General features: G+C 56.7%; 22 protein-coding genes and 1 other RNA gene. 12 read left to right on the top strand and 11 right to left on the bottom strand.

All coding sequences use genetic code 11. The features are described 5' to 3' along the window. Positions 1-57 precede the first annotated feature (57 nt). Positions 58-618, top strand: a complete 561-nt coding sequence (locus CYR52_RS02470) for a YbaY family lipoprotein (protein ID WP_072926476.1) — start codon at positions 58-60, stop codon at positions 616-618. Positions 619-648: 30 nt separating this feature from the next. Here CYR52_RS02470 and CYR52_RS02465 read toward each other — a convergent pair whose 3' ends face one another. Then, a complete protein-coding gene (locus CYR52_RS02465; protein WP_072926901.1) occupies positions 649-960 on the bottom strand; it encodes an MGMT family protein in 312 nt (103 codons plus the stop codon). 292 nt (positions 961-1,252) lie between these two features. Between CYR52_RS02465 and ffs the strand changes: the two genes are divergently transcribed. Then, positions 1,253-1,349: signal recognition particle sRNA small type (ffs, locus tag CYR52_RS02460), an RNA gene on the top strand. A 447-nt stretch (positions 1,350-1,796) separates the two neighbouring features. Here ffs and CYR52_RS02455 read toward each other — a convergent pair. From CYR52_RS02455 to CYR52_RS22320, 3 genes are all read right to left on the bottom strand, one after another. Next, positions 1,797-2,000 (bottom strand): HHA domain-containing protein, encoded by a 204-nt coding sequence (locus CYR52_RS02455; RefSeq protein ID WP_072926899.1) that lies wholly within the window; start codon positions 1,998-2,000, stop codon positions 1,797-1,799. A 52-nt stretch (positions 2,001-2,052) separates the two neighbouring features. Continuing rightward, positions 2,053-2,421: an Hha toxicity modulator TomB gene (gene tomB / locus CYR52_RS02450; protein WP_072926474.1), complete on the bottom strand. Its 369-nt coding sequence runs from the start codon at positions 2,419-2,421 to the stop codon at positions 2,053-2,055. Positions 2,422-2,579: 158 nt separating this feature from the next. Continuing rightward, a complete protein-coding gene (locus CYR52_RS22320; RefSeq protein ID WP_072926472.1) occupies positions 2,580-2,933 on the bottom strand; it encodes a hypothetical protein in 354 nt (117 codons plus the stop codon). 432 nt (positions 2,934-3,365) lie between these two features. Between CYR52_RS22320 and CYR52_RS02445 the strand changes: the two genes are divergently transcribed. Genes CYR52_RS02445 through CYR52_RS02435 form a run of 3 tightly spaced genes read left to right on the top strand, consistent with a single transcriptional unit; the run spans position 3,366 to position 5,860 of the window. Further along, positions 3,366-4,106, top strand: coding sequence for a metal ABC transporter ATP-binding protein (locus CYR52_RS02445; RefSeq protein ID WP_101827890.1), 741 nt, complete (start codon positions 3,366-3,368; stop codon positions 4,104-4,106). Beyond that, positions 4,103-4,960: a metal ABC transporter permease gene (locus CYR52_RS02440; protein WP_101827889.1), complete on the top strand. Its 858-nt coding sequence runs from the start codon at positions 4,103-4,105 to the stop codon at positions 4,958-4,960. The genes CYR52_RS02445 and CYR52_RS02440 overlap by 4 nt, the downstream gene beginning before the upstream one ends. Positions 4,961-4,981: 21 nt before the next feature. Next, a complete protein-coding gene (locus CYR52_RS02435; protein WP_101827888.1) occupies positions 4,982-5,860 on the top strand; it encodes a metal ABC transporter substrate-binding protein in 879 nt (292 codons plus the stop codon). 147 nt (positions 5,861-6,007) lie between these two features. Here CYR52_RS02435 and ykgO read toward each other — a convergent pair whose 3' ends face one another. The 4 genes from ykgO to CYR52_RS02415 all read right to left on the bottom strand — a co-directional run bounded on the left by ykgO (position 6,008) and on the right by CYR52_RS02415 (position 10,960). Further along, complete coding sequence (gene ykgO / locus CYR52_RS02430; protein ID WP_101827887.1) at positions 6,008-6,151, bottom strand: type B 50S ribosomal protein L36; 144 nt, start codon at positions 6,149-6,151, stop codon at positions 6,008-6,010. Between the two features lie 10 nt (positions 6,152-6,161). Then, positions 6,162-6,422 carry a type B 50S ribosomal protein L31 gene (locus CYR52_RS02425; RefSeq protein ID WP_072926464.1) on the bottom strand — a complete coding sequence of 87 codons (261 nt, stop codon included), beginning with the start codon at positions 6,420-6,422 and terminating at the stop codon, positions 6,162-6,164. A 148-nt stretch (positions 6,423-6,570) separates the two neighbouring features. Continuing rightward, positions 6,571-9,729 carry a multidrug efflux RND transporter permease subunit AcrB gene (acrB, locus tag CYR52_RS02420; protein ID WP_072926463.1) on the bottom strand — a complete coding sequence of 1,053 codons (3,159 nt, stop codon included), beginning with the start codon at positions 9,727-9,729 and terminating at the stop codon, positions 6,571-6,573. A gap of 16 nt (positions 9,730-9,745) precedes the next feature. Further along, positions 9,746-10,960, bottom strand: a complete 1,215-nt coding sequence (locus tag CYR52_RS02415; protein ID WP_072926461.1) for an efflux RND transporter periplasmic adaptor subunit — start codon at positions 10,958-10,960, stop codon at positions 9,746-9,748. A 142-nt stretch (positions 10,961-11,102) separates the two neighbouring features. On the opposite strand from CYR52_RS02415, the gene acrR reads away from it, so the two are divergent. Further along, positions 11,103-11,786 carry a multidrug efflux transporter transcriptional repressor AcrR gene (acrR, locus tag CYR52_RS02410; protein WP_072926460.1) on the top strand — a complete coding sequence of 228 codons (684 nt, stop codon included), beginning with the start codon at positions 11,103-11,105 and terminating at the stop codon, positions 11,784-11,786. 137 nt (positions 11,787-11,923) lie between these two features. Here acrR and rsmS read toward each other — a convergent pair whose 3' ends face one another. The 3 genes from rsmS to priC all read right to left on the bottom strand — a co-directional run bounded on the left by rsmS (position 11,924) and on the right by priC (position 12,974). Further along, positions 11,924-12,091, bottom strand: a complete 168-nt coding sequence (gene rsmS / locus CYR52_RS02405) for a pleiotropic regulatory protein RsmS (RefSeq protein WP_072926458.1) — start codon at positions 12,089-12,091, stop codon at positions 11,924-11,926. 9 nt (positions 12,092-12,100) lie between these two features. Continuing rightward, a complete protein-coding gene (locus CYR52_RS02400; protein ID WP_072926456.1) occupies positions 12,101-12,349 on the bottom strand; it encodes a GlsB/YeaQ/YmgE family stress response membrane protein in 249 nt (82 codons plus the stop codon). 85 nt (positions 12,350-12,434) lie between these two features. Continuing rightward, on the bottom strand, positions 12,435-12,974 hold the full coding sequence (gene priC / locus CYR52_RS02395) for a primosomal replication protein PriC (protein ID WP_072926455.1): 540 nt from the start codon (positions 12,972-12,974) through the stop codon (positions 12,435-12,437). A gap of 168 nt (positions 12,975-13,142) precedes the next feature. Between priC and CYR52_RS02390 the strand changes: the two genes are divergently transcribed. The 6 genes from CYR52_RS02390 to htpG all read left to right on the top strand — a co-directional run bounded on the left by CYR52_RS02390 (position 13,143) and on the right by htpG (position 19,415). Then, positions 13,143-13,511, top strand: coding sequence for a DUF454 family protein (locus CYR52_RS02390; protein WP_072926896.1), 369 nt, complete (start codon positions 13,143-13,145; stop codon positions 13,509-13,511). Between the two features lie 198 nt (positions 13,512-13,709). Then, positions 13,710-14,261 carry an adenine phosphoribosyltransferase gene (gene apt, locus CYR52_RS02385; RefSeq protein ID WP_072926453.1) on the top strand — a complete coding sequence of 184 codons (552 nt, stop codon included), beginning with the start codon at positions 13,710-13,712 and terminating at the stop codon, positions 14,259-14,261. Between the two features lie 77 nt (positions 14,262-14,338). Beyond that, on the top strand, positions 14,339-16,375 hold the full coding sequence (gene dnaX / locus CYR52_RS02380; RefSeq protein WP_101827886.1) for a DNA polymerase III subunit gamma/tau: 2,037 nt from the start codon (positions 14,339-14,341) through the stop codon (positions 16,373-16,375). Between the two features lie 50 nt (positions 16,376-16,425). Next, positions 16,426-16,755 (top strand): YbaB/EbfC family nucleoid-associated protein, encoded by a 330-nt coding sequence (locus tag CYR52_RS02375; RefSeq protein WP_072926450.1) that lies wholly within the window; start codon positions 16,426-16,428, stop codon positions 16,753-16,755. Further along, on the top strand, positions 16,755-17,360 hold the full coding sequence (gene recR, locus CYR52_RS02370) for a recombination mediator RecR (RefSeq protein ID WP_072926449.1): 606 nt from the start codon (positions 16,755-16,757) through the stop codon (positions 17,358-17,360). The genes CYR52_RS02375 and recR overlap by 1 nt, the downstream gene beginning before the upstream one ends. Before the next feature lie 174 nt (positions 17,361-17,534). Further along, positions 17,535-19,415, top strand: coding sequence for a molecular chaperone HtpG (gene htpG / locus CYR52_RS02365; protein WP_079205156.1), 1,881 nt, complete (start codon positions 17,535-17,537; stop codon positions 19,413-19,415). Positions 19,416-19,500: the final 85 nt, after the last annotated feature.

The following is a 19,500-nucleotide window of genomic DNA, read 5'->3' as shown; positions in this document are numbered from 1 at the left end:
TCCCGACGCTGGTGTTAGATGCCGGTAAAGAGGTAATCATAACAAGGAGTGCAATTGATGAAACTTTGGCAGATTGTAGGTGGAACCGCGCTGTCTTTGACCCTGGCTGGATGTGCGTCTCAATCGGCACCTCCTCCGTCACCGCCGCCGGGTAATGGTGCGCCATCGACCGCGGCTATTCAGCAGCCTTCCGTCAACGGGACAATTAATATCAGTCAGCGTATCGCGCTGCCGCCAGACTCGATACTGACGGTTACGCTTTCCGATGCCTCGATCCCGGATGCGCCGTCGAGGGTGGTTGCCCAGAGCGTGGCTCGCACCGAGGGTAAACAGTCACCTTTCCCCTTCGTGCTGCCCTTTAATCCGCGGGATATTAAACCCGATGCGCGTATGCTCCTGAGCGCAGCCATCACCCAAAGCAATGGTCAGATGATGTTTATGACCGACTCCATTCAGGAAGTCATCAATAACGGTAAAGGCACTCAGGTTCAGTTAAACCTGATCCCGATGACGTCTGTGCCGGTGACCACCAAGCCGTCAACCCTGGGGCCGTTGGATACCTCGCCAAATAAACCTGTACCTTCTTCCCTGAACCCGGCACCGTCACCGATGCCTTAAGGGCCCGGCCGACAGCTACGGCTGCCGGCCTTATTCTTTCCAGCCATAGCGGGCTAAATCAATCAGGCTGCCCGGCCCAAAGACAATGCCTTCTGACAGCAAGGCCTGCCGCTGGCGCTGAAAATCTTCCCCTTGTAGTGAAATCCCGCCGTGGCGATTTACTACCCGGTGCCAGGGCAGGCGGCTGCCTTCCGGCAAACGCCGTAATACCCCCCCAACCTGGCGCGCGGCCCGCGGTGAACCAGCCAGCCGCGCCACATGGCCATAAGTCGTCACCTGGCCTTCAGGGATTGCGGCGACAATATGGTAAACGCGCTGATTAAAATTTTCCGGTTCGTTCATGTCCGTCTCTGCGTAAAAATAAAAACAGGTATACCGCGCCATTTAAAAGCAAAACGGCCGGGCAGGGAAGGGCCGCGACACAGGCGAGGCGCGCGCAGGGCAACAGGCCTGCGTGTGAGAATGCCCAGGCCGGTGGAAGGGCTACCATTTGTTTTTTAAGGGTTATCCTTCTTTCACCCTGCGAGTGGATTGTTTAAGAAAACAACGGTCAGGTGGTAATGGGTTGCTTTTGCAAGGGGGTTCACTGATAATGCTCCCCGCTCCGCAACATCGGAGCCGTCAATGGGGGCCCTGTTGGTTCTCCCGCAACACTAACTTGTGAACTCGGTCAGGTCCGGAAGGAAGCAGCCGCAGCAGGCGTCGTGTGTGCCGGGATGTAGCTGGCAGGGCCCCCACCCAATTCTGCCCCTCTCTTTTTTTATTCTTTCCCAAAACCCATTCTGCTTTATGACGCTTACCCGTCACGCGTATCGCCCCCCGTTTACCCTTTTTTCGGCATCACTCCGCCTGACACCGGAAATAACTTACCCCGATTAACCAGATCGGCTGAAAACACGTATTTTTGTTGGTTTTATGCACTCAATTAATAAGTTTTGTTAAAGAATGGTGTATAAGATCACTCTGGGGTAACGACGTTGCTAATAGTAGCAGAAGGAAAATGATCTGTTTTTCTGTTTCCGGGCAAGGCGGCGCCATATAACGCGGCATCGCGACAAGGAGAAATGCAGGGCAGACCGAGACAACAGAGAGGCAGAGGAAGAGACTGAGCTAAGTGATTGAAGCCGATAGAAGTATCGGCTCAACGTTATTTATCTTAACGGAACGCTAAGCGACAATTAACGAACATACTTCCAGACAGATGTCGGGACTTTGTCATAAAGTTTATTCATCGTCAATTCAGCGAGGCGATGGTCAGCTGCGGAATAAAACATTTCGAGTTCATCATCCGAAAGCTCGTACTTATTTTTTTCAATAACACGCTCTAATGTGTCTATTGTGGTGCATTTACGTAAACGCATCAGGTAGTCGATCTTTTTCATCATAGTCATAGTGGTTCGAATCTTATATAAGTAGATTGCGGTGAATTATCTATTAAGTTTTAATCAGCGTACAGATATTCTCTTCTGAGAACATTCCGAATAATCGTCTTTTAGTTTTTTGCCATCGCTTTAAATCAGCCGCGCTGATGCCGTAATTACCAAACAGGGTATAGGTGTCATCCAGGTACTCTTCGACACGGTCAGCAAGCGCAAGTTCATCCTGATATTTTATTTTAAAACTCATGACGAAAGAAGCAATATGTTCAATCAGTTCGTTCAATTGCAGATTAACCTCAGACGTCGGATCATTTACCCAGCCGTGGTGGCTGTCTCCCAGCGTGGCAATTCCTTCATCATAGAGGTTCTCACACAGGAACTTCAGTTGGGCAACATCATGCCGCTTAGGCGAATACTCATCCATATCATCTCCTCCGTTAGGTCGTTATTCGTATTGATAACACTAAGTGAGTAATTTAATAACCGGACAGATGAGAGATCATTTTAATCAGTGATGGCTGACATCCTTACAAATAAATATAAAACATTTTTCAGTAACGTGGGAGGAAGAATTACTCAAAATTACAATTCATCAGAAGGTGAGGGGCGGCTGTTATCAATGATATTGAAACAGAGCTGTGAACCTGAATGTGTAAATGTGATTCTCTCTTCCCTTTGTTCAGCGGCGTCTATATCCAGGCAGCCGTTGAAAATTGTCCAACGATATCGGTAAGTCATTGAATAAACGTGCGCGGAAAGCGGTTCAAGCCCGGTGACTGTCAGGCTTCCTGCTTCGTAACGGGCATTATCTGAATAATAGCTCAAATTCCCGATCAGGCTATCTTCCAGTAAAGGAATATTCGCGTCGACGATTGTTTTGAGTTGAGAAACAGAAAGCGTCGCGTTGTCAGAAGGTAAAGAAATACAAAGTTGCATTTATTCATCATGTTTTATTAACGCATATTTATAGTATTGCACACTCCAGAACATTTTGTCAGTGCAGGCAGCGGACTTTTTTCCCTGACGCAATCTCCTTATCTCACTGAAAAATAGTGGTTTTAACCTTAATACATAAAAAATTACTCTTTAATCACGCATTTCTGTGACCCAAAAACCGCATTTTCAGATTCCGTCGGTTGCCCTTTGGTGCAGGATGCGCGCGGTCTGCACACCCTCAGGGTTGTCTCCGTGTCTTTATTGTGATGTTATATCATAACAATAAACGCAAGCTGAGGCCACTATGTCTGTTTTTTCTTCATCCCCTTTCCGCGCAAGCTGGCTGATGGCATCTGCCGGCTTACGGGGTATCGCCGTTGCCTTGATATTGGCCCTGTTGTGGGCGGCCATTTACTGGGCGACGCGTCTGCCATGATCGGATTGCATCAGCTCACGGCAGGGTACGGACGCCAGCCTGTGACGCTTCCCCTTAGCGGGGTCTTTCACCCCGGCTCCCTGACGGCGGTTATCGGCGCTAACGGCAGTGGCAAATCCACATTGCTTAAAACGCTGGCGGGTCTGCAACCCCCGGTGTCAGGCGAGGTCCGGCCTTCACGCCATGCGCGTCGCCCGTTTGCGTTCCTGCCCCAGCAGGCCGATCTCGATCGTCAGTTTCCTTTGTTGGTGGAAGACTTGGTGGCAATGGGACTCTTGCGCAGCCGGGGTGTTTTCGGGCGGCTGACCCGCAGCCACCGGCAACAGATTGCCACCGCGCTGGGGCAGGTGGGGATGGAGGCATTCGCCTGCGCGCCGATTGGCCAGCTCTCCGGCGGGCAGTTTCAGCGCGTGTTGTTTGCCCGTTTGCTGGTACAGCAAGCGCCGTTGATTCTGCTGGATGAGCCCTTTACCGGCATTGATGCCGTCACTGTCCGGCTGCTGCTGGAGATTATTGCCAAATGGCATACGCAGCAGCGCACGGTCATTGCGGTGTTGCACGATATCGACATGGTCAGCGGGCACTTTCCTCACACCTTATTGCTTCACCCGCAGGGGAATGCGTGGGGCAGCACTGCGCATGTACTGGCCCAGCAGGCAGATCGCGCAGCCGCCTTGCGGGCTGGCCAGGCTTTTACCGCCGGTGAAGGGCGATGGCAGGGAGGCACCGCACCATGATGCTGCATCTGTTAAGCGATCCTTTTTTGACCTTCGGGTTTATGCGCCGCGCGCTGGTCGCCTGCCTGGCATTGTCGCTCAGCGCCGCCCCGCTGGGCGTTTTTTTGCTGTTACGACGCATGAGCCTGGTTGGGGATGCCCTTTCACATGCGGTGCTGCCCGGCGCGGCGATGGGTTATCTCCTTTCAGGGATGTCACTGGTGGCGATGGGCATCGGCGGTTTTATTGCCGGCCTGGCGGTTGCAGTGCTCTCTGGTTGGGTCAGCCGGCATACGGCATTGAAAGAAGATGCCAGCTTCGCCGGATTCTATCTCGGATCGCTGGCGCTGGGCGTCACGCTGGTGTCCCTGCGCGGCTCCAGTATTGACCTGTTGCATGTGCTGTTTGGTTCGATCCTGGCCGTGGACGCGCCGGCATTGTGGCTGGTGGGCAGCATTGCCGGCGTATCGCTGCTGGTGCTGGCAGGGCTTTACCGCGTGCTGGTGATTGAAGCGTTCGACAAAACATTTTTACAGATCAGCGCGGGGCGCTGGCTGCCGGTCACCAATGCGGCCTTTCTGGCATTGGTGGTGATTAACCTGGTCGCGGGTTTTCAGATCCTCGGCACGCTGATGTCAGTCGGGCTATTGATGTTACCGGCCGCTGCCGCCCGGCTGTGGGCCAGGACGTTACCGTCCACGTTGTTGACGGCGGTGGCCTTCGGCATGGCCGCCAGCCTGGCCGGGTTGCTCTGGTCCTATTACGCCTCGCTTCCTGCCGGCCCGGCCATTGTGCTGAGTGCCGCGCTGCTGTTTTTCATTTCAGTTTTATTTGGCCGGTATGGCGGGATCTTTGCTGCTGCCCGGTCGTTATAGTGCGTTAAATAAGGAGATGTCATGAAATATTTACCGGTGGTGTTAGCGACGGCTGCCCTGTTGTCTGCCCACTCAGCCATGGCAAAAACGGTGGAAACCGTCGCCAGTTTTTCCATTCTGGGGGATATGGTGCAGCACATCGGGGGCGAGCATGTTCATGTAAAAACTCTGGTTGGGCCGGACGGCGATCCGCACAGCTATGAGCCAACCCCTCAGGACAGCCAGGCGCTGGCGCATGCTGATGTGGTATTTGTCAGCGGGCTTGGGCTGGAAGGGTGGATGGATCGCCTGATTAGCGCCTCCGGGTATCGCGGGCAGCCGGTGGTGGCTTCTGAAGGGGTGAATACCCGGCAGATGGAAGAGGACGGGAAAATGATTACCGATCCTCATGCCTGGAACAGTATGCAGAACGGCGTGCTGTATGCCCGGCATATTATGGCGGCGCTGGCCGCGGCCGACCCACAGGATGCCGGTTATTTCCGCCAGCGCGGCGCGGCCTACATTGCGCAGTTACAGCAGCTTGACCAGTGGGCTAAACAGCAGTTTGCCGATGTTCCGGCAGAAAAGCGCAAGGTGCTGACCAGCCACGATGCGTTTGGCTATATGGGGCGCGAATACGGCGTCACCTTTATGGCCCCGGTGGGGTTCTCTACAGAGGCTGAAGCCAGCGCCAGTGAGGTGGCCGCTTTAATCAGGCAGATCAAGCAGCAGCATGTCAGCGCTTACTTTATTGAAAACCAGACCGATCCGCGGCTGGTGAAACAGATCGCCGCAGCCAGCGGCGCGCAGCCTGGTGGCGAACTCTACCCGGAAGCCCTGTCAAAACCGGGCGGCCCGGCACCCACCTACGTACAGGCGTTTCAGCATAACGTGACTGCGCTGGTCAGCAGCATGAAATAAACGGTGCCCCGTTGCATCAGGCAACGGGGCACCTGTTCATGGCGGCATCTTCTTATTCACACCATAAAAAAAGCCCCGCTGGGCAGCAGCGGGGCTTTTTACTGGCAGGGCGATCCCTTCGATGGAACCAGAGGGGAGTCGCGGCGGCTATTTACGCCGCTTTTTTCTGCCTTGTACGGCATTAAACCGGGGATTGCTTTTGCAAATGACATACACGCGGCCGTGGCGACGCACTACTTTGCAATCTTTATGGCGGCGCTTTGCCGAGCGCAATGAACTGAGTACTTGCATGATGTTCTCCTCAGGCAGATTTTGGCGTCAGGAAGCGGCCAAAGCGCTGCTGGAAGCGCGCCGTGCTGCCTTCTTTGGAAAACTCTTTCTGTTTCCCGGTGTAATAAGGGTGGGAAGCTGATGACACTTCAATCGGCACATAAGGCAGCGTGCGGCCTTCCCATTCAATGGTGCGATCGGTGCGCAGGGTCGACCCTACGACGAAATAGGTGTCAGCGCTGGTATCGTGAAAGACCACAGTGCGGTAATCAGGATGAATGCCGGTGCGCATAATGAGCTCCTTTTGATATGTTATAACATAACGAATGATGCGGGCAGTATTGCGCAGAATGTGACAGATAGCAAGCCCTGTACGGCGTCCGGGTAAACAGCAGGCAAAAAAAAAGCCGCGCATTGCGCGGCTTTCAGGCTTTACAGCATCAGTGCTTATCCAGCGATACCGCCGGGCTGTGGCTGTGTTCTATATCGTCCGATTTCTTACTGAAGCGGCGGCGAACCACCACAAAGAAGACCGGAACAAAGAAGATGGCCAGAATCGTCGCCGTCACCATCCCGCCCATTACGCCGGTACCTACTGCGTTCTGGGCGCCGGAGCCTGCCCCGGTCGAAATGACCAGCGGCAATACGCCCAGGATAAAGGCCAGAGAGGTCATCAGAATCGGGCGCAGACGCATCCGCACCGCTTCCAGCGTGGCCTCAACCAACCCTTTGCCCTCTTTGTCCATCAGGTCTTTGGCGAACTCGACAATCAGGATGGCGTTCTTCGCCGACAGGCCAATGGTGGTTAACAGCCCCACCTGGAAGTAAACGTCGTTACTCAGGCCACGGAAGGTCGCAGCGATCAGCGCCCCGATGACCCCAAGCGGCACCACCAGCATGACAGAGAACGGAATCGACCAGCTCTCATACAGGGCCGCCAGGCAGAGGAATACCACAATCAGCGAGATGGCATACAGGGCAGGGGCCTGGTTGCCGGAGAGCCGCTCCTGATAGGACATCCCCGTCCAGTCGTAGCCGATGCCGGTCGGCAGTTTCGCCGCCAGTGACTCCATCATCGCCATCGCTTCACCACTACTTTTACCCGGTGCAGGCTGGCCCAGCAGCTCCATAGACGGCAAGCCGTTATAGCGCTCCAGACGCGGCGAACCATGCTCCCAATGGGAGGTGGAGAAGGAGGAGAACGGCACCATCTGCCCATTGCTGCCACGCACATACCAGTTGTTGAGATCGCTCGGCAACATACGGTATTCCGCTTGTGACTGCACATAGACTTTCTTCACGCGGCCGCGGTCGATAAAGTCATTCACATAGCTGCCGCCCCAGGCTGAGCTCAGCGTGGTATTGATGTCAGAGATAGAAACGCCCAGCGCCTCGGCTTTCTCCTGATCAATTTCCAGTTTGAACTGCGGGGTATCTTCCAGGCCGTTCGGGCGCACACCTACCAGCAGGTCGCCGTGTTCGGCAATCATGCCGAGCAACTGGTTACGTGCTTCGGTGAGTTTCTGGTGGCCCAGGTTAGCCTGGTCAATCAGCTGGAAGTCGAAACCGGTCGCCGTACCCAGCTCAACAATGGCCGGCAGGTTGAACGGGAAGACCATCGCGTCTTTAATCGCAGAGAACGTGCCCATGGCCCGCCCGGCAATCGCCGGCACTTTGTTCTCAGCGCCGCTGCGCTCAGACCAGTCTTTCAGGCTGACGAAGGCGATACCGGTGTTCTGGCCCTGGCCGGAGAAACCAAAGCCGTTAACCGCAAACACGGAGTTAACGTTGGCTTTCTCTTTTTCCAGGTAGTAGTTGGTCACCTCATCCAGCACTTTCTGCGTCCGCTCCTGGGTCGCCCCGGCCGGCAGCTGCACCATGGTCAGGAACACGCCCTGATCCTCTTCCGGCAGGAAGGAGGTCGGCAGGCGGATGAACAGCAGCGCCATACCCACTACGATCAACAGATAAATCAGCAAATACCGGCCGGTGCTGCGCAGGATATTGCCGACGCTGTCGGTGTAGTGGTTGGTGCTGCTTTCAAACATCCGGTTGAACCAGCCGAAGAAGCCTTTCTTCTCATCATGGTGTCCTTTCGGCACCGGCTTGAGCATCGTGGCGCAGAGCGCCGGGGTCAGGATCAATGCCACAATCACTGACAGCACCATGGCGGAGACGATGGTAATGGAGAACTGGCGGTAGATAACCCCGGTAGAACCACCGAAGAAGGCCATCGGGATAAAGACCGCAGACAGCACCAGCGCAATCCCGACCAGCGCCCCCTGGATCTGATCCATCGACTTCTTGGTCGCTTCTTTCGGCGGCAGGCCCTCTTCGACCATCACACGCTCGACGTTCTCCACCACCACAATCGCGTCATCCACCAGGAGGCCTATCGCCAGCACCATCCCGAACATGGTCAGGGTGTTGATCGAATAGCCAAAGGCTGCGATGACCGCAAAAGTCCCGAGCAACACCACCGGCACCGCAATGGTCGGAATCAGCGTCGCGCGGAAGTTTTGCAGGAACAGGTACATGACCAGGAACACCAGCACGATCGCTTCGAACAGCGTTTTCACCACTTCGTTAATGGAGATCTGAACGAAAGGCGTGGTGTCGTACGGGTAAACCACTTGCATCCCGTTCGGGAAGAAGGGTTTCAGTTTATCCAGTGTGGCTTTTACTGCTTTCGAGGTGTCCAGGGCGTTGGCACCGGTCGCCAGTTTGATACCGAGACCGGCAGCCGGCTGGCCATTGAAGCGGGCTACCACGCTGTAGTTTTCACCACCCAGCTCAATGGTCGCCACATCACGCAGGCGCACCTGGGAGCCATCCGGATTCACTTTCAGCAGGATTTTGCCGAACTCTTCGGTAGAGGTCAGGCGCGTCTGCGCAATGATAGAGGAGTTAAGCTGCTGCCCTTTCACCGGCGGCGTCCCGCCCAGCTGACCGGCGGCCACCTGGTTGTTCTGCACGGTAATGGCATTGATGACATCGACCGGCGTCAGCGCAAAGTTGGTCAGCTTGTTCGGGTCCATCCAGATACGCATCGCATACTGGGAACCAAACAGCTGCACGTCACCCACACCACTGGTACGGCTGATCGGGTCCTGGATGTTTGAGGCCACATAGTCCGCGATATCTTCCTGCGTCATGGTGCCGTTATTGTTCACAAAACCGGCCACCATCAGGAAGCTGCTGCTCGACTTCTGTACCTGGATCCCTTGTTGCTGCACTTCCTGCGGCAACAGCGGCATCGCCAGCTGCAGTTTGTTCTGCACCTGCACCTGGGCGATGTCTGCATCCGTGCCGGAGGCAAAGGTCAGGGTCAGGGTCACGCTGCCGGACGAGTCACTGGAGGAGGACATGTACATCAGGTTATCGATGCCGTTCATGTTCTGCTCGATAACCTGCGTCACGGTATCCTGCACGGTCTGCGCATCGGCACCCGGGTAGTTGGCGGATATTTCAATCGCCGGCGGCGCCACTGTCGGATATTGGGCAATCGGCAGACTCAATATCGACAGTCCGCCCGCCAGCATGATAATGATGGCGATAACCCACGCAAAAATGGGGCGATCTATAAAGAACTTAGCCATGTATTACCGGCTCCTATTAAGACTTCGAGGCCTGATCGGACGCTGCCTGCTGCTGTTGCCCGGCGGGTTGCGCCGGCGCGTCAGCGCTCACTTCCTGCACTTTCACCTGGGCGCCCGGCTTCACTTTTTGCAGACCGGTCACAATCACGCGATCGCCCGCTTTCAGGCCGTCGGTGACCAGCCATTTATCGCCAATCGCCTGGGCAGTGGTCAGGGTGCGGGTCTCTACCTTGTCACCTGCGCCCACGACCATCGCGGTAGCTTCACCACGCGGGTTACGGGTGATGCCCTGTTGCGGTACCAGCAGCGCATTTTCATTCACGCCTTCATCCAGCCGCGCACGGACGAACATCCCCGGCAGCAGAACATGGTCCGGGTTCGGGAATACCGCACGCAAGGTAATAGAGCCGGTGGTTTCATCCACAGTCACGTCGGAGAACTCCAGCGTCCCTTCCTGCTTATATTGGCTGCCGTTTTCCAGCAGTAAGGTGACTTTGGCTTTGCCGTTCTGCTGCTTCAGCGTGCCTTCTGACATCTCCTGCTGCAGACGCAGGAAATCGGTGCTGGACTGGGTGACATCCACATAAATCGGGTCAAGCTGCTGAACGGTTGCCAGGGCGGTGGTCTGGCCGCTGGTGACCAGCGCGCCTTCCGTGACACTGGATTTACCGATCCGGCCGCTGATAGGGGAGGTGACTTTGGTATACGCCAGATTAATACGCGCCGTTTCTACCGCCGCTTTGGCCGCAAGCACGGAAGCATCCGCTGAGCTGGCATCCGCCTGAGCCTGATCGTAATCCTGTTTGCTGATGTAGTTAGTCCCGAGCAGGGGTTTATAACGGTTCAGCGTAACACGGGCGATTTGGGCGGTGGCCTGTGCTTTGGCCAGGTCGCCTTTGGCACTGTCGTAAGAAGCCTGATAGGTCGCAGGATCGATCTGATAAAGGGAGGTACCGGCTTTAATATCACTGCCTTCAACAAAGTTGCGCTTGAGAATAATGCCGCTCACCTGAGGGCGGACTTCTGCCACACGGAACGCCGAGGTACGGCCGGGCAATTCAGTGGTGATATTCAGCGGCGCTGTTTTCAGCGTCACAATGCCTACTTCCGGCGCTTGTTGCTGTTGCTGGGCCCCCTGTGAGGACTCCTTATCATTACATCCTGTGAGAACTAAGCTGCCTGAAAGCATCAGAACGGCCGCCAGAGGCGTTAACCCTCTGTTTTTGTTCATAGATAAACCTCAAGTGTCCGATTTCAAATTGATCAATGGATCACAAGCCATAAAACCCATTGCTGCATTTTAGATATGTGCGTACCATCGTACATACATACGCGAATGTATGTAAGACATCTCTCTGTGAAAACCAATAGCCATGGCACGAAAAACCAAACAACAAGCACTTGAAACCCGCCAACACATTCTGGACGCCGCAGTGAGGGAATTTTCAGAACGCGGAGTGTCTGCGACATCACTGACCGACATTGCCACCGCGGCCGGTGTAACGCGGGGTGCTATCTATTGGCACTTCAAAAACAAGGTAGACTTGTTTAATGAAGTTTGGGCGATTTCTGAGTCTAAAATAGACGATCTCGAAATAGAGTATCAGGCAAAGTACCCCAATAATCCACTGCGTATTCTGCGTGAAATCCTTATCTATATTCTCCGTGCCACGGTAGACGATCCACGCCGGCGTGCCTTGATGGAGATCATTTTTCATAAATGTGAATTTGTGGGAGAGCTGATGTCTCTTCAGCAGGCGCATAAAATCCTGTATCTGGAAAGTTATGAAAAAATAGAGGTCGTTTTAAAAAATTGTATTGAATTAAAGTTACTGCCGGATGATCTGGATACCCGCCGGGCCGCCGTGGTGCTGCGCTCCTATATCAGCGGCCTGATGGAAAATTGGCTGTTTATGCCGGAAGGGTTTGATCTTAAAGGCCAGGCGGCGCATTACGCCGATATTTATATTGATATGTTAAAACTCAGCCCGCATCTGCGGCGAGACAGCGCGGCAGGCAGCCAGGAGAGTCAGGACACTGTTTCTGATGATAACTAACCGGCAACGCCATCCTTCCTGATGCCGGTTGATCTTCTCTGCGCATAACAGGCGGTGCGTAACGGTGTATACGTACCCCTCTCTTTATGCACCCCTCTTTATGTCACGACAGGCGTGATGAGGTAAACCGGCCGGCATCAGGCGCTGAGCGGGCCGTCACCGCCCAGGCGCAATTTTTCCCGGTAGTCACGCGCCACAATTTCCAGCGCCGCCAGCGCGATATCCGGGGCAATTTCATTGCATTCCAGCAAATAGATCAGGTCAACTGCCAACTGCAGTTCTGGTGAGGCGTTTTCAACTGACATAAGGCCAACTCAATAGTTACGTTTGCGATAAACAAACAGAATCAGGATTGCGCCCGTCAGTGCGATAAGCAAGCTTCTGAAACTGAACCCGGCGACTGAGCCTGACTCCAGATAAGTGCTGATATACCCCCCCACCAGCGCACCGCTGATGGCCAGCACCACCCATAAAATCACGCTCCCGCCTTCTTTGCCCGGCATAAACACTTTTGCCAGCAGCCCGACCACCAGCCCCAGAATGATCCATGAAATCAGGCCCATAATGTTCTCCCGCTGCGGACATCCCTATAGTATAGATAATTGCGGGAGCGGGAAGGACAGGGCTTTAAAAAATTGTGATAAACATTCAAAAACCGTTTTCTTTTCTTTCAACGGCCCGCTCAATCCGCATCAGCGCCTGGCGGCAGCGTTGCAGCCGCCCTTCAAGTGCGGCCAGCTCCTGCTGGATTTTGCGCTGCTGGGCCAGGGATTCCTGACGGCCCAGTAAACTTTCACGATCGCGGATCATGGCAATCAACCGGCGTTCGAAATCCTGGTGCTGGGCCAGCCGGTGGTAAATATCCTCTTTACTCTCGCCCTGCGGGCGCGCGACGGCCTTACGCAACGCCTGGGTCGCCAGCTCACGTTGCAGCGCACCGATCTGCGTCACCAGCCGGTCAGCCACAAACGCCACCTGCGCTGTACGCCCTTCGGCCACCACCGTTTTCAGCTGGGCGAGGTTCTGCCGCACTTCAGCCAGATAGTCACGCAGCCGCGTGCCGTGGGTGTGGAACAGCCCGGCATCAAACCGCGCCTGTTGCGCCGGCACATGGCCGACAGGCTCTATCTCCACAGCCAGCGCATTTATCTGTTGTTCCAGCGTGTGTAAAACTTTTTGCGTTGTCACATTTTCTCTCCGGCGGATCTTCCGGGTAGCTTGCCGCTGAAACGCCGGGCTGACAAGCCGGTTTCATTGTGTCAGGCAGCAATTGGACGTTACTATGTCCGTTTGTCAGGGGCCGCCTGTCAGGCCGGCACCGGCCGGAGAAAGGAGCAGGGAAGAGTGAAGAAAGAGATATGGCGCTGGTCGCTGGTGGTGATCGGCTGGCTGGCGGTGATATTGGGGGCGGTGGGCGCTGTGCTGCCGTTGCTGCCGACCACCCCGTTCCTGTTGCTGGCCGCCTGGTGTTTTTCCCAGTCCTCGCCGCGTTTTCACCATTGGCTGCTCCACCGGTCATGGTTTGGCAGCTACCTGCGCCACTGGCAGGCGCACCGGGCATTGCCGCCCAAAACCAAGGGAAAAGCGATGGCGTTCACGGCGATATCCATTAGCATCTCTCTCTTTTTTATCAAGATTTTGTGGTTACGTGTGCTGCTGGCGGTGATGATGCTGGTGCTGCTCGCGATAATATGGCGCCTGCCGGTGGTTGATCAAAAGCAATAAAATACGCTTTGCACAGCGGGCTTCGGTTGCAATTTCACTGGAGTTTGCATAAATTTGGGCGTTTTCGTGCGTGGGTCATCTCCTCTTTCCCTTTATCATCCTTCTCCTTAAGGCATGTGCACGTCACGTTGGTGACGGGGCAGGGATATCAGGCGGCCTGCGTTTAAGTCAGAACACCCGCTTTTTCAGGCACACATTATGATCGCTACTGCACAGCAGCTTCAGTTAATTAAAGACAGTATCAAGACCATCCCCGACTACCCGAAGCCGGGCATACTGTTCCGTGACGTCACCAGCCTGCTGGAAGATCCGAAAGCCTATGCCGCCAGTATTGAAATGCTGGCCGCGCGCTACCGCGACACCGGCGTCACCAAAGTGGTTGGGACTGAAGCCCGTGGTTTCCTGTTTGGCGCACCGGTTGCGCTGGTGCTGGGCGTCGGTTTCGTGCCGGTGCGCAAGCCCGGTAAACTGCCGCGTGCCACCCTCAGCGAAAGCTATGAGCTGGAATACGGCACCGACAAACTTGAAATCCATACCGATGCCATCCAGCCGGGTGACAAAGTGCTGGTGATCGATGACCTGCTGGCCACCGGCGGTACCATTGAAGCCACCGTGAAACTGATCCGCGCCCTGGGCGGCGACGTCAGCGATGCGGCCTTCATTATCGATCTGCCGGAACTGGGCGGCGAACAGCGCCTGACCCGCCAGGGCATCAACTGCTTCAGCCTGGTCTCTTTCGGCGGCCACTAACCGAAGCATTCAGCCTCGCCGCTCTGGCGAGGCTGTGTTAGCATTACCCTCCAGATTTCCCAACTTCTCCGGTATTAATGAGCTATCAGGTTCTTGCCCGTAAGTGGCGCCCGCAAACCTTCGCTGATGTTGTCGGCCAGGAACATGTCCTGACCGCGCTGGCCAATGGCCTGTCGCTTGGGCGGATTCACCATGCCTACCTGTTTTCCGGTACGCGCGGCGTGGGGAAAACCACCATCGCCCGCCTGCTGGCAAAAGGGCTGAACTGCGAAACCGGGATCACCGCTACCCCGTGCGGCAAGTGCGACAACTGCCGGGAGATTGAGCAGGGACGCTTTGTTGATCTGATCGAGATTGACGCCGCCTCGCGCACCAAGGTCGAAGATACGCGCGAGCTGCTGGACAACGTCCAGTACGCCCCGGCCCGCGGCCGCTTCAAGGTCTACCTGATCGATGAAGTGCACATGCTGTCCCGCCACAGTTTCAACGCCCTGCTGAAAACGCTGGAGGAGCCGCCGTCGCATGTGAAATTCCTGCTGGCGACCACCGATCCGCAAAAACTGCCGGTGACGATTCTGTCACGCTGCCTGCAATTCCACCTGAAAGCGCTGGAGCCGGAGCAGATCCGTCAACAGCTGGAGACGGTGTTGCAGGCGGAGCAGATTGCGGCGGAGCCGCGCGCGCTGCAACTGCTGGCCCGCGCTGCGGACGGCAGTATGCGCGATGCGCTGAGCCTGACCGACCAGGCGATTGCGATGGGGCAAGGGCAGGTCGGCACTGACACCGTCAGCCGGATGCTCGGTACGCTGGATGATGAACAGCCGCTGGCGATCATCGAGGCACTGGTCGGGGCAGACGGCGAGCGGGTGATGGCCCAGGTGGAACAGGCTGCGTCACGCGGCGTGGACTGGGAAGCGCTGCTGGTGGAAACCCTGACGCTGCTGCACCGGATTGCCATGCTGCAACTGCTGCCGGGCGCACTTGACGATCACTACGCGGTAGTGGAACAGCGGCTGCGCGAACTGGCGCGGGCGGTGCCGCCTGCCGATGTACAACTCTATTACCAGACGCTGCTGATTGGGCGTAAAGAGCTGGCGTTTGCGCCCGATCGCCGCATGGGCGTGGAGATGACGCTGTTACGCGCGCTGGCTTTCCACCCGAAAGCGGTGATCGCAGAGCCGGTTATGCCGGCACAGCCGGCGGCACGGGCTCCGCAGCCGCAGCCTCAGGCACAACCCCAGCCTCAGGCTCAGCCGCCCATAGCAAACAACGATGTGCCGCCTGCGCGGCCGTCTTCCGCTGCACCGCCGGTACGGCCACAGCCGCCTGCCATGCCGCAGAGCGCGCCGCCGCCGGTACAGGCTCCGGCTGAACCGGCGACCGCGGCCACCGGCATTTCTGATACCGCTAAACTGTTGCAGGCGCGCACCCAGCTGTTGCGGCAACAGGGAAACCACAGCCCAAAAAAAGCTGAGCCGGCGGCGCCTGGTGCGCGGCCGGCCACCTCAGCACTGGAGCGGCTGGCTTCAGTGACCGAACGTACCCAGCAACGGCTGGCCTCACGGCCTGCGGTGCCGGAAGCGCCGGTCAAACCGGAAGCGTACCGCTGGAAAGCGCAGGCGCAGCCGGAAACCGCCGACGTGATGCCGCTGGCGACGCCGAAAGCCCTGCGTTCGGCGCTGGAACATGAGAAAACCCCGGAATTGTCAGCTAAGCTGGCAGAAGAGGCGCTGGAACGTGACGACTGGGCGGCTTATGTGCACCAGCTGCCGCTGCCGAAACTGGTGCAGCAACTGGCGTTAAACGCCTTCCGCGAAGTGGTGGGGCCGTCAGAATTGCGGTTGCATTTGCGCCCGGCGCAGCGCCACCTCAATTCGCCGTCAGCCCAAAAGGCACTGGCCGAGGCGATTTCCACCTGCGAAGGGCATCCGGTTGAATTGACAGTGATTGAAGACGATAATCCGGCGGTGCGAACGCCGCTGGAGTGGCGTCAGGCAATTTATGAAGAAAAACTGGCGCAGGCGCGTCAGTCGATTATCGCGGATAATAATATCCAGACCCTGCGCCGCTTCTTTGACGCGGATCTGGATGAAGACAGTATTCGCCCCCTTTAACTGCCGCGGTGCATGTTGCACAACGCGGCCCAGCGCAAAGAGAGATGACTATGTTTGGTAAAGGCGGTCTGGGTAACTTGATGAAACAAGCCCAGCAGATGCAAGAAAAAATGCAGCAGATGCAGGAAGAAGTCGCCAAGATGGAAGTAACGGGCGAGTCCGGCGCTGGCCTGGTTAAAGTCACCATCAACGGCGCGCACAACTGCCGCCGTATCGAGATCGATCCGAGCCTGATGGAAGATGACAAAGAGATGCTGGAAGATCTGGTGGCCGCAGCCTTCAACGATGCGGCCCGCCGTATTGACGAAGCATCGAAAGAGAAAATGGCCTCTGTTTCCAGCGGTATGCAATTGCCGCCGGGCTTCAAGATGCCGTTCTGATGCAGACCAGCCCGCTTCTCGAAACCCTGATGGAGGCGCTGCGCTGCCTGCCGGGCGTTGGCCCGAAATCGGCCCAGCGCATGGCATTCCAGCTGTTGCAGCGCGATCGCAGCGGCGGGATGCGCCTGGCACAGGCGTTGACGCGTGCCATGTCGGAAATCGGCCACTGTGCCGATTGCCGCACCTTTACCGAGCAGGAGATTTGCACCATCTGCGCGAACCCGCGTCGCCGTCAGAATGGGCAGATCTGCGTGGTGGAAAGCCCGGCGGACATCCATGCCATTGAACAGACCGGGCAGTTCTCCGGCCGTTACTTTGTGCTGATGGGCCACCTCTCGCCGCTGGACGGCATCGGGCCGGATGACATCGGCCTGGATCGCCTGGAGGAGCGTCTGGCCTCCGAGACGATTCAGGAGCTGATTCTCGCCACCAACCCGACGGTAGAAGGGGAGGCGACCGCCAACTACATCGGCGCGATGTGCGGGCAGTATGGCGTGGCCGCCAGCCGTATCGCACACGGCGTCCCGGTGGGCGGTGAACTGGAAATGGTGGACGGCACCACGCTGTCACATTCCCTGGCCGGCCGGCACCCGATCAAGTTCTGACCTCAAAAGGCGCGGGCATCCGCGCCTTTATTGTTTTACTGCACGTTTTCACACCACTTGTGCAATTTCCCTGTTGAATTCCCCCTGCGCTATCCCCATCTCCTCACCATTGTCGGGTTCGTCCCGCCGCATTCAGCCCAAACACTGTTTTTAGGATTGAGGTAGAACATGAGTATGAAAGGTCAAGAAACCCGCGGGTTCCAGTCTGAAGTTAAGCAACTGCTTCACCTGATGATCCACTCGCTCTATTCGAATAAGGAAATTTTCCTGCGTGAGCTGATCTCCAACGCCTCAGATGCTGCTGACAAGCTGCGCTTCCGCGCGCTGTCAGCACCTGAGTTGTACGAGGGCGACGGCGAACTGCGTGTGCGCCTCTCCAGTGACAAAGAGAAGCGCACGCTGACCCTCAGCGACAACGGCATCGGGATGCGCCGTGACGAGGTGATTGATAACCTCGGCACCATCGCCAAATCCGGCACCAAATCGTTCCTGGAATCCCTGGGTTCTGACCAGGCCAAAGACAGCCAGCTGATCGGCCAGTTCGGCGTCGGCTTCTATTCGGCGTTCATCGTGGCGGACAAAGTCACCGTACGCACCCGTGCAGCCGGTGCTTCCGCAGATGAGGGCGTGTTCTGGGAGTCCGCCGGCGAAGGCGACTACACCATCGCCGACATCACCAAAGCGGAGCGTGGCACGGAAATTACCCTGCACCTGCGTGAAGGCGAAGATGAGTTCCTCGACGACTGGCGCCTGCGTTCGATCATCGGTAAATACTCCGACCACATCGCGCTGCCGGTGGAGATCCTGAGCCGCACCGAAGGGGAAGGCGACGAAGGCAGCACCGAAAGCTGGGAGAAGATCAACAAGGCGCAAGCATTGTGGACCCGCAGCAAATCCGAGGTCACCGAAGACGAATACAAGGCGTTCTACAAACACATCGCCCATGACTTCACCGACCCGCTGACCTGGAGCCACAACCGCGTTGAGGGCAAACAGGAATACACCAGCCTGCTCTACATCCCGGCCCAGGCCCCGTGGGACATGTGGAACCGTGACCACAAGCACGGCCTGAAACTCTATGTGCAGCGCGTCTTCATCATGGACGACGCCGAACAGTTTATGCCGAACTACCTGCGTTTCGTACGCGGCCTGATCGACTCCAACGACCTGCCGCTGAACGTCTCGCGTGAAATCCTGCAGGACAGCCGCATCACCCAGAACCTGCGCGGCGCGCTGACCAAGCGTGTGTTGCAGATGCTGGAAAAACTGGCGAAAGATGACACCGAGGCTTACCAGAAATTCTGGCAACAATTCGGCCTGGTGCTGAAAGAAGGCCCGGCGGAAGACAGCGCCAACAAAGAGAGCATCGCCAAACTGCTGCGCTTCGCCACTACCCAGAGCGACAGTGCCGCGCAGACGGTGTCGCTGGACGAGTACGTCAGCCGCATGGTGGAAGGCCAGGAGAAGATCTACTACATCACCGCAGACAGCTACGCCGCCGCGAAAAGCAGCCCGCACCTGGAGCTGTTCCGCAAAAAAGGCATCGAAGTGCTGCTGCTCTCCGATCGCATTGACGAGTGGATGATGAGCTACCTGACCGAGTTTGACGGTAAGCAGCTGCAATCCGTCAGCAAGGCCGATGACGCACTGGACAAGCTGGCCGACGAGGAGAACGAACAGCAGAAAGAGGCCGAGAAGGCGCTGGAGCCGTTTGTGGATCGCGTTAAAACCCTGCTGGGTGACCGCGTGAAAGAGGTGCGCCTGACCCACCGCCTCACCGACACCCCGGCGATTGTCACCACCGGTGCGGATGAGATGACCACCCAGATGGCGAAACTGTTCGCGGCTGCCGGCCAGCAAGCCCCGGAAGTGAAATATATTTTCGAGCTGAACCCGGAGCATTCGCTGGTCAAACGCGCATCCGCCGTGAGCGAAGACGAACATTTTGCCGAATGGGTCGAGTTGCTGCTTGATCAGGCGCTGCTGGCCGAGCGCGGCACCCTGGAAGACCCGAACCAGTTTATCCGCCGCATGAACCAGCTGCTGCTGGCCTGATTGCGCAGATAACGCTAACAGCCTGTATTGCCTGTGCAATACAGGCTTTTTTATGGACGGAACAGCCGCAATGCCGGCTGGGCAA

The sequence above is a fragment of the Chimaeribacter arupi genome (genome assembly GCF_002858805.1).
Lineage (GTDB): Bacteria > Pseudomonadota > Gammaproteobacteria > Enterobacterales > Enterobacteriaceae > Chimaeribacter > Chimaeribacter arupi.
The sequence above is the reverse complement of the archived record's forward strand: the minus strand, read 5'-3'. Positions and strand labels throughout refer to the sequence as shown.

Excerpts from the sequence above, each read along its gene's own strand:
- CYR52_RS02470 (WP_072926476.1), top strand. The coding sequence starts at position 58 with ATGAAACTTTGGCAGATTGTAGGTGGAACCGCGCTGTCTTTGACCCTG.
- CYR52_RS02465 (WP_072926901.1), bottom strand. The coding sequence starts at position 960 with ATGAACGAACCGGAAAATTTTAATCAGCGCGTTTACCATATTGTCGCC.
- CYR52_RS02455 (WP_072926899.1), bottom strand. The coding sequence starts at position 2,000 with ATGAAAAAGATCGACTACCTGATGCGTTTACGTAAATGCACCACAATA.
- tomB (WP_072926474.1), bottom strand. The coding sequence starts at position 2,421 with ATGGATGAGTATTCGCCTAAGCGGCATGATGTTGCCCAACTGAAGTTC.
- CYR52_RS22320 (WP_072926472.1), bottom strand. The coding sequence starts at position 2,933 with ATGCAACTTTGTATTTCTTTACCTTCTGACAACGCGACGCTTTCTGTT.
- CYR52_RS02445 (WP_101827890.1), top strand. The coding sequence starts at position 3,366 with ATGATCGGATTGCATCAGCTCACGGCAGGGTACGGACGCCAGCCTGTG.
- CYR52_RS02440 (WP_101827889.1), top strand. The coding sequence starts at position 4,103 with ATGATGCTGCATCTGTTAAGCGATCCTTTTTTGACCTTCGGGTTTATG.
- CYR52_RS02435 (WP_101827888.1), top strand. The coding sequence starts at position 4,982 with ATGAAATATTTACCGGTGGTGTTAGCGACGGCTGCCCTGTTGTCTGCC.
- ykgO (WP_101827887.1), bottom strand. The coding sequence starts at position 6,151 with ATGCAAGTACTCAGTTCATTGCGCTCGGCAAAGCGCCGCCATAAAGAT.
- CYR52_RS02425 (WP_072926464.1), bottom strand. The coding sequence starts at position 6,422 with ATGCGCACCGGCATTCATCCTGATTACCGCACTGTGGTCTTTCACGAT.
- acrB (WP_072926463.1), bottom strand. The coding sequence starts at position 9,729 with ATGGCTAAGTTCTTTATAGATCGCCCCATTTTTGCGTGGGTTATCGCC.
- CYR52_RS02415 (WP_072926461.1), bottom strand. The coding sequence starts at position 10,960 with ATGAACAAAAACAGAGGGTTAACGCCTCTGGCGGCCGTTCTGATGCTT.
- acrR (WP_072926460.1), top strand. The coding sequence starts at position 11,103 with ATGGCACGAAAAACCAAACAACAAGCACTTGAAACCCGCCAACACATT.
- rsmS (WP_072926458.1), bottom strand. The coding sequence starts at position 12,091 with ATGTCAGTTGAAAACGCCTCACCAGAACTGCAGTTGGCAGTTGACCTG.
- CYR52_RS02400 (WP_072926456.1), bottom strand. The coding sequence starts at position 12,349 with ATGGGCCTGATTTCATGGATCATTCTGGGGCTGGTGGTCGGGCTGCTG.
- apt (WP_072926453.1), top strand. The coding sequence starts at position 13,710 with ATGATCGCTACTGCACAGCAGCTTCAGTTAATTAAAGACAGTATCAAG.
- dnaX (WP_101827886.1), top strand. The coding sequence starts at position 14,339 with ATGAGCTATCAGGTTCTTGCCCGTAAGTGGCGCCCGCAAACCTTCGCT.
- CYR52_RS02375 (WP_072926450.1), top strand. The coding sequence starts at position 16,426 with ATGTTTGGTAAAGGCGGTCTGGGTAACTTGATGAAACAAGCCCAGCAG.
- recR (WP_072926449.1), top strand. The coding sequence starts at position 16,755 with ATGCAGACCAGCCCGCTTCTCGAAACCCTGATGGAGGCGCTGCGCTGC.
- htpG (WP_079205156.1), top strand. The coding sequence starts at position 17,535 with ATGAAAGGTCAAGAAACCCGCGGGTTCCAGTCTGAAGTTAAGCAACTG.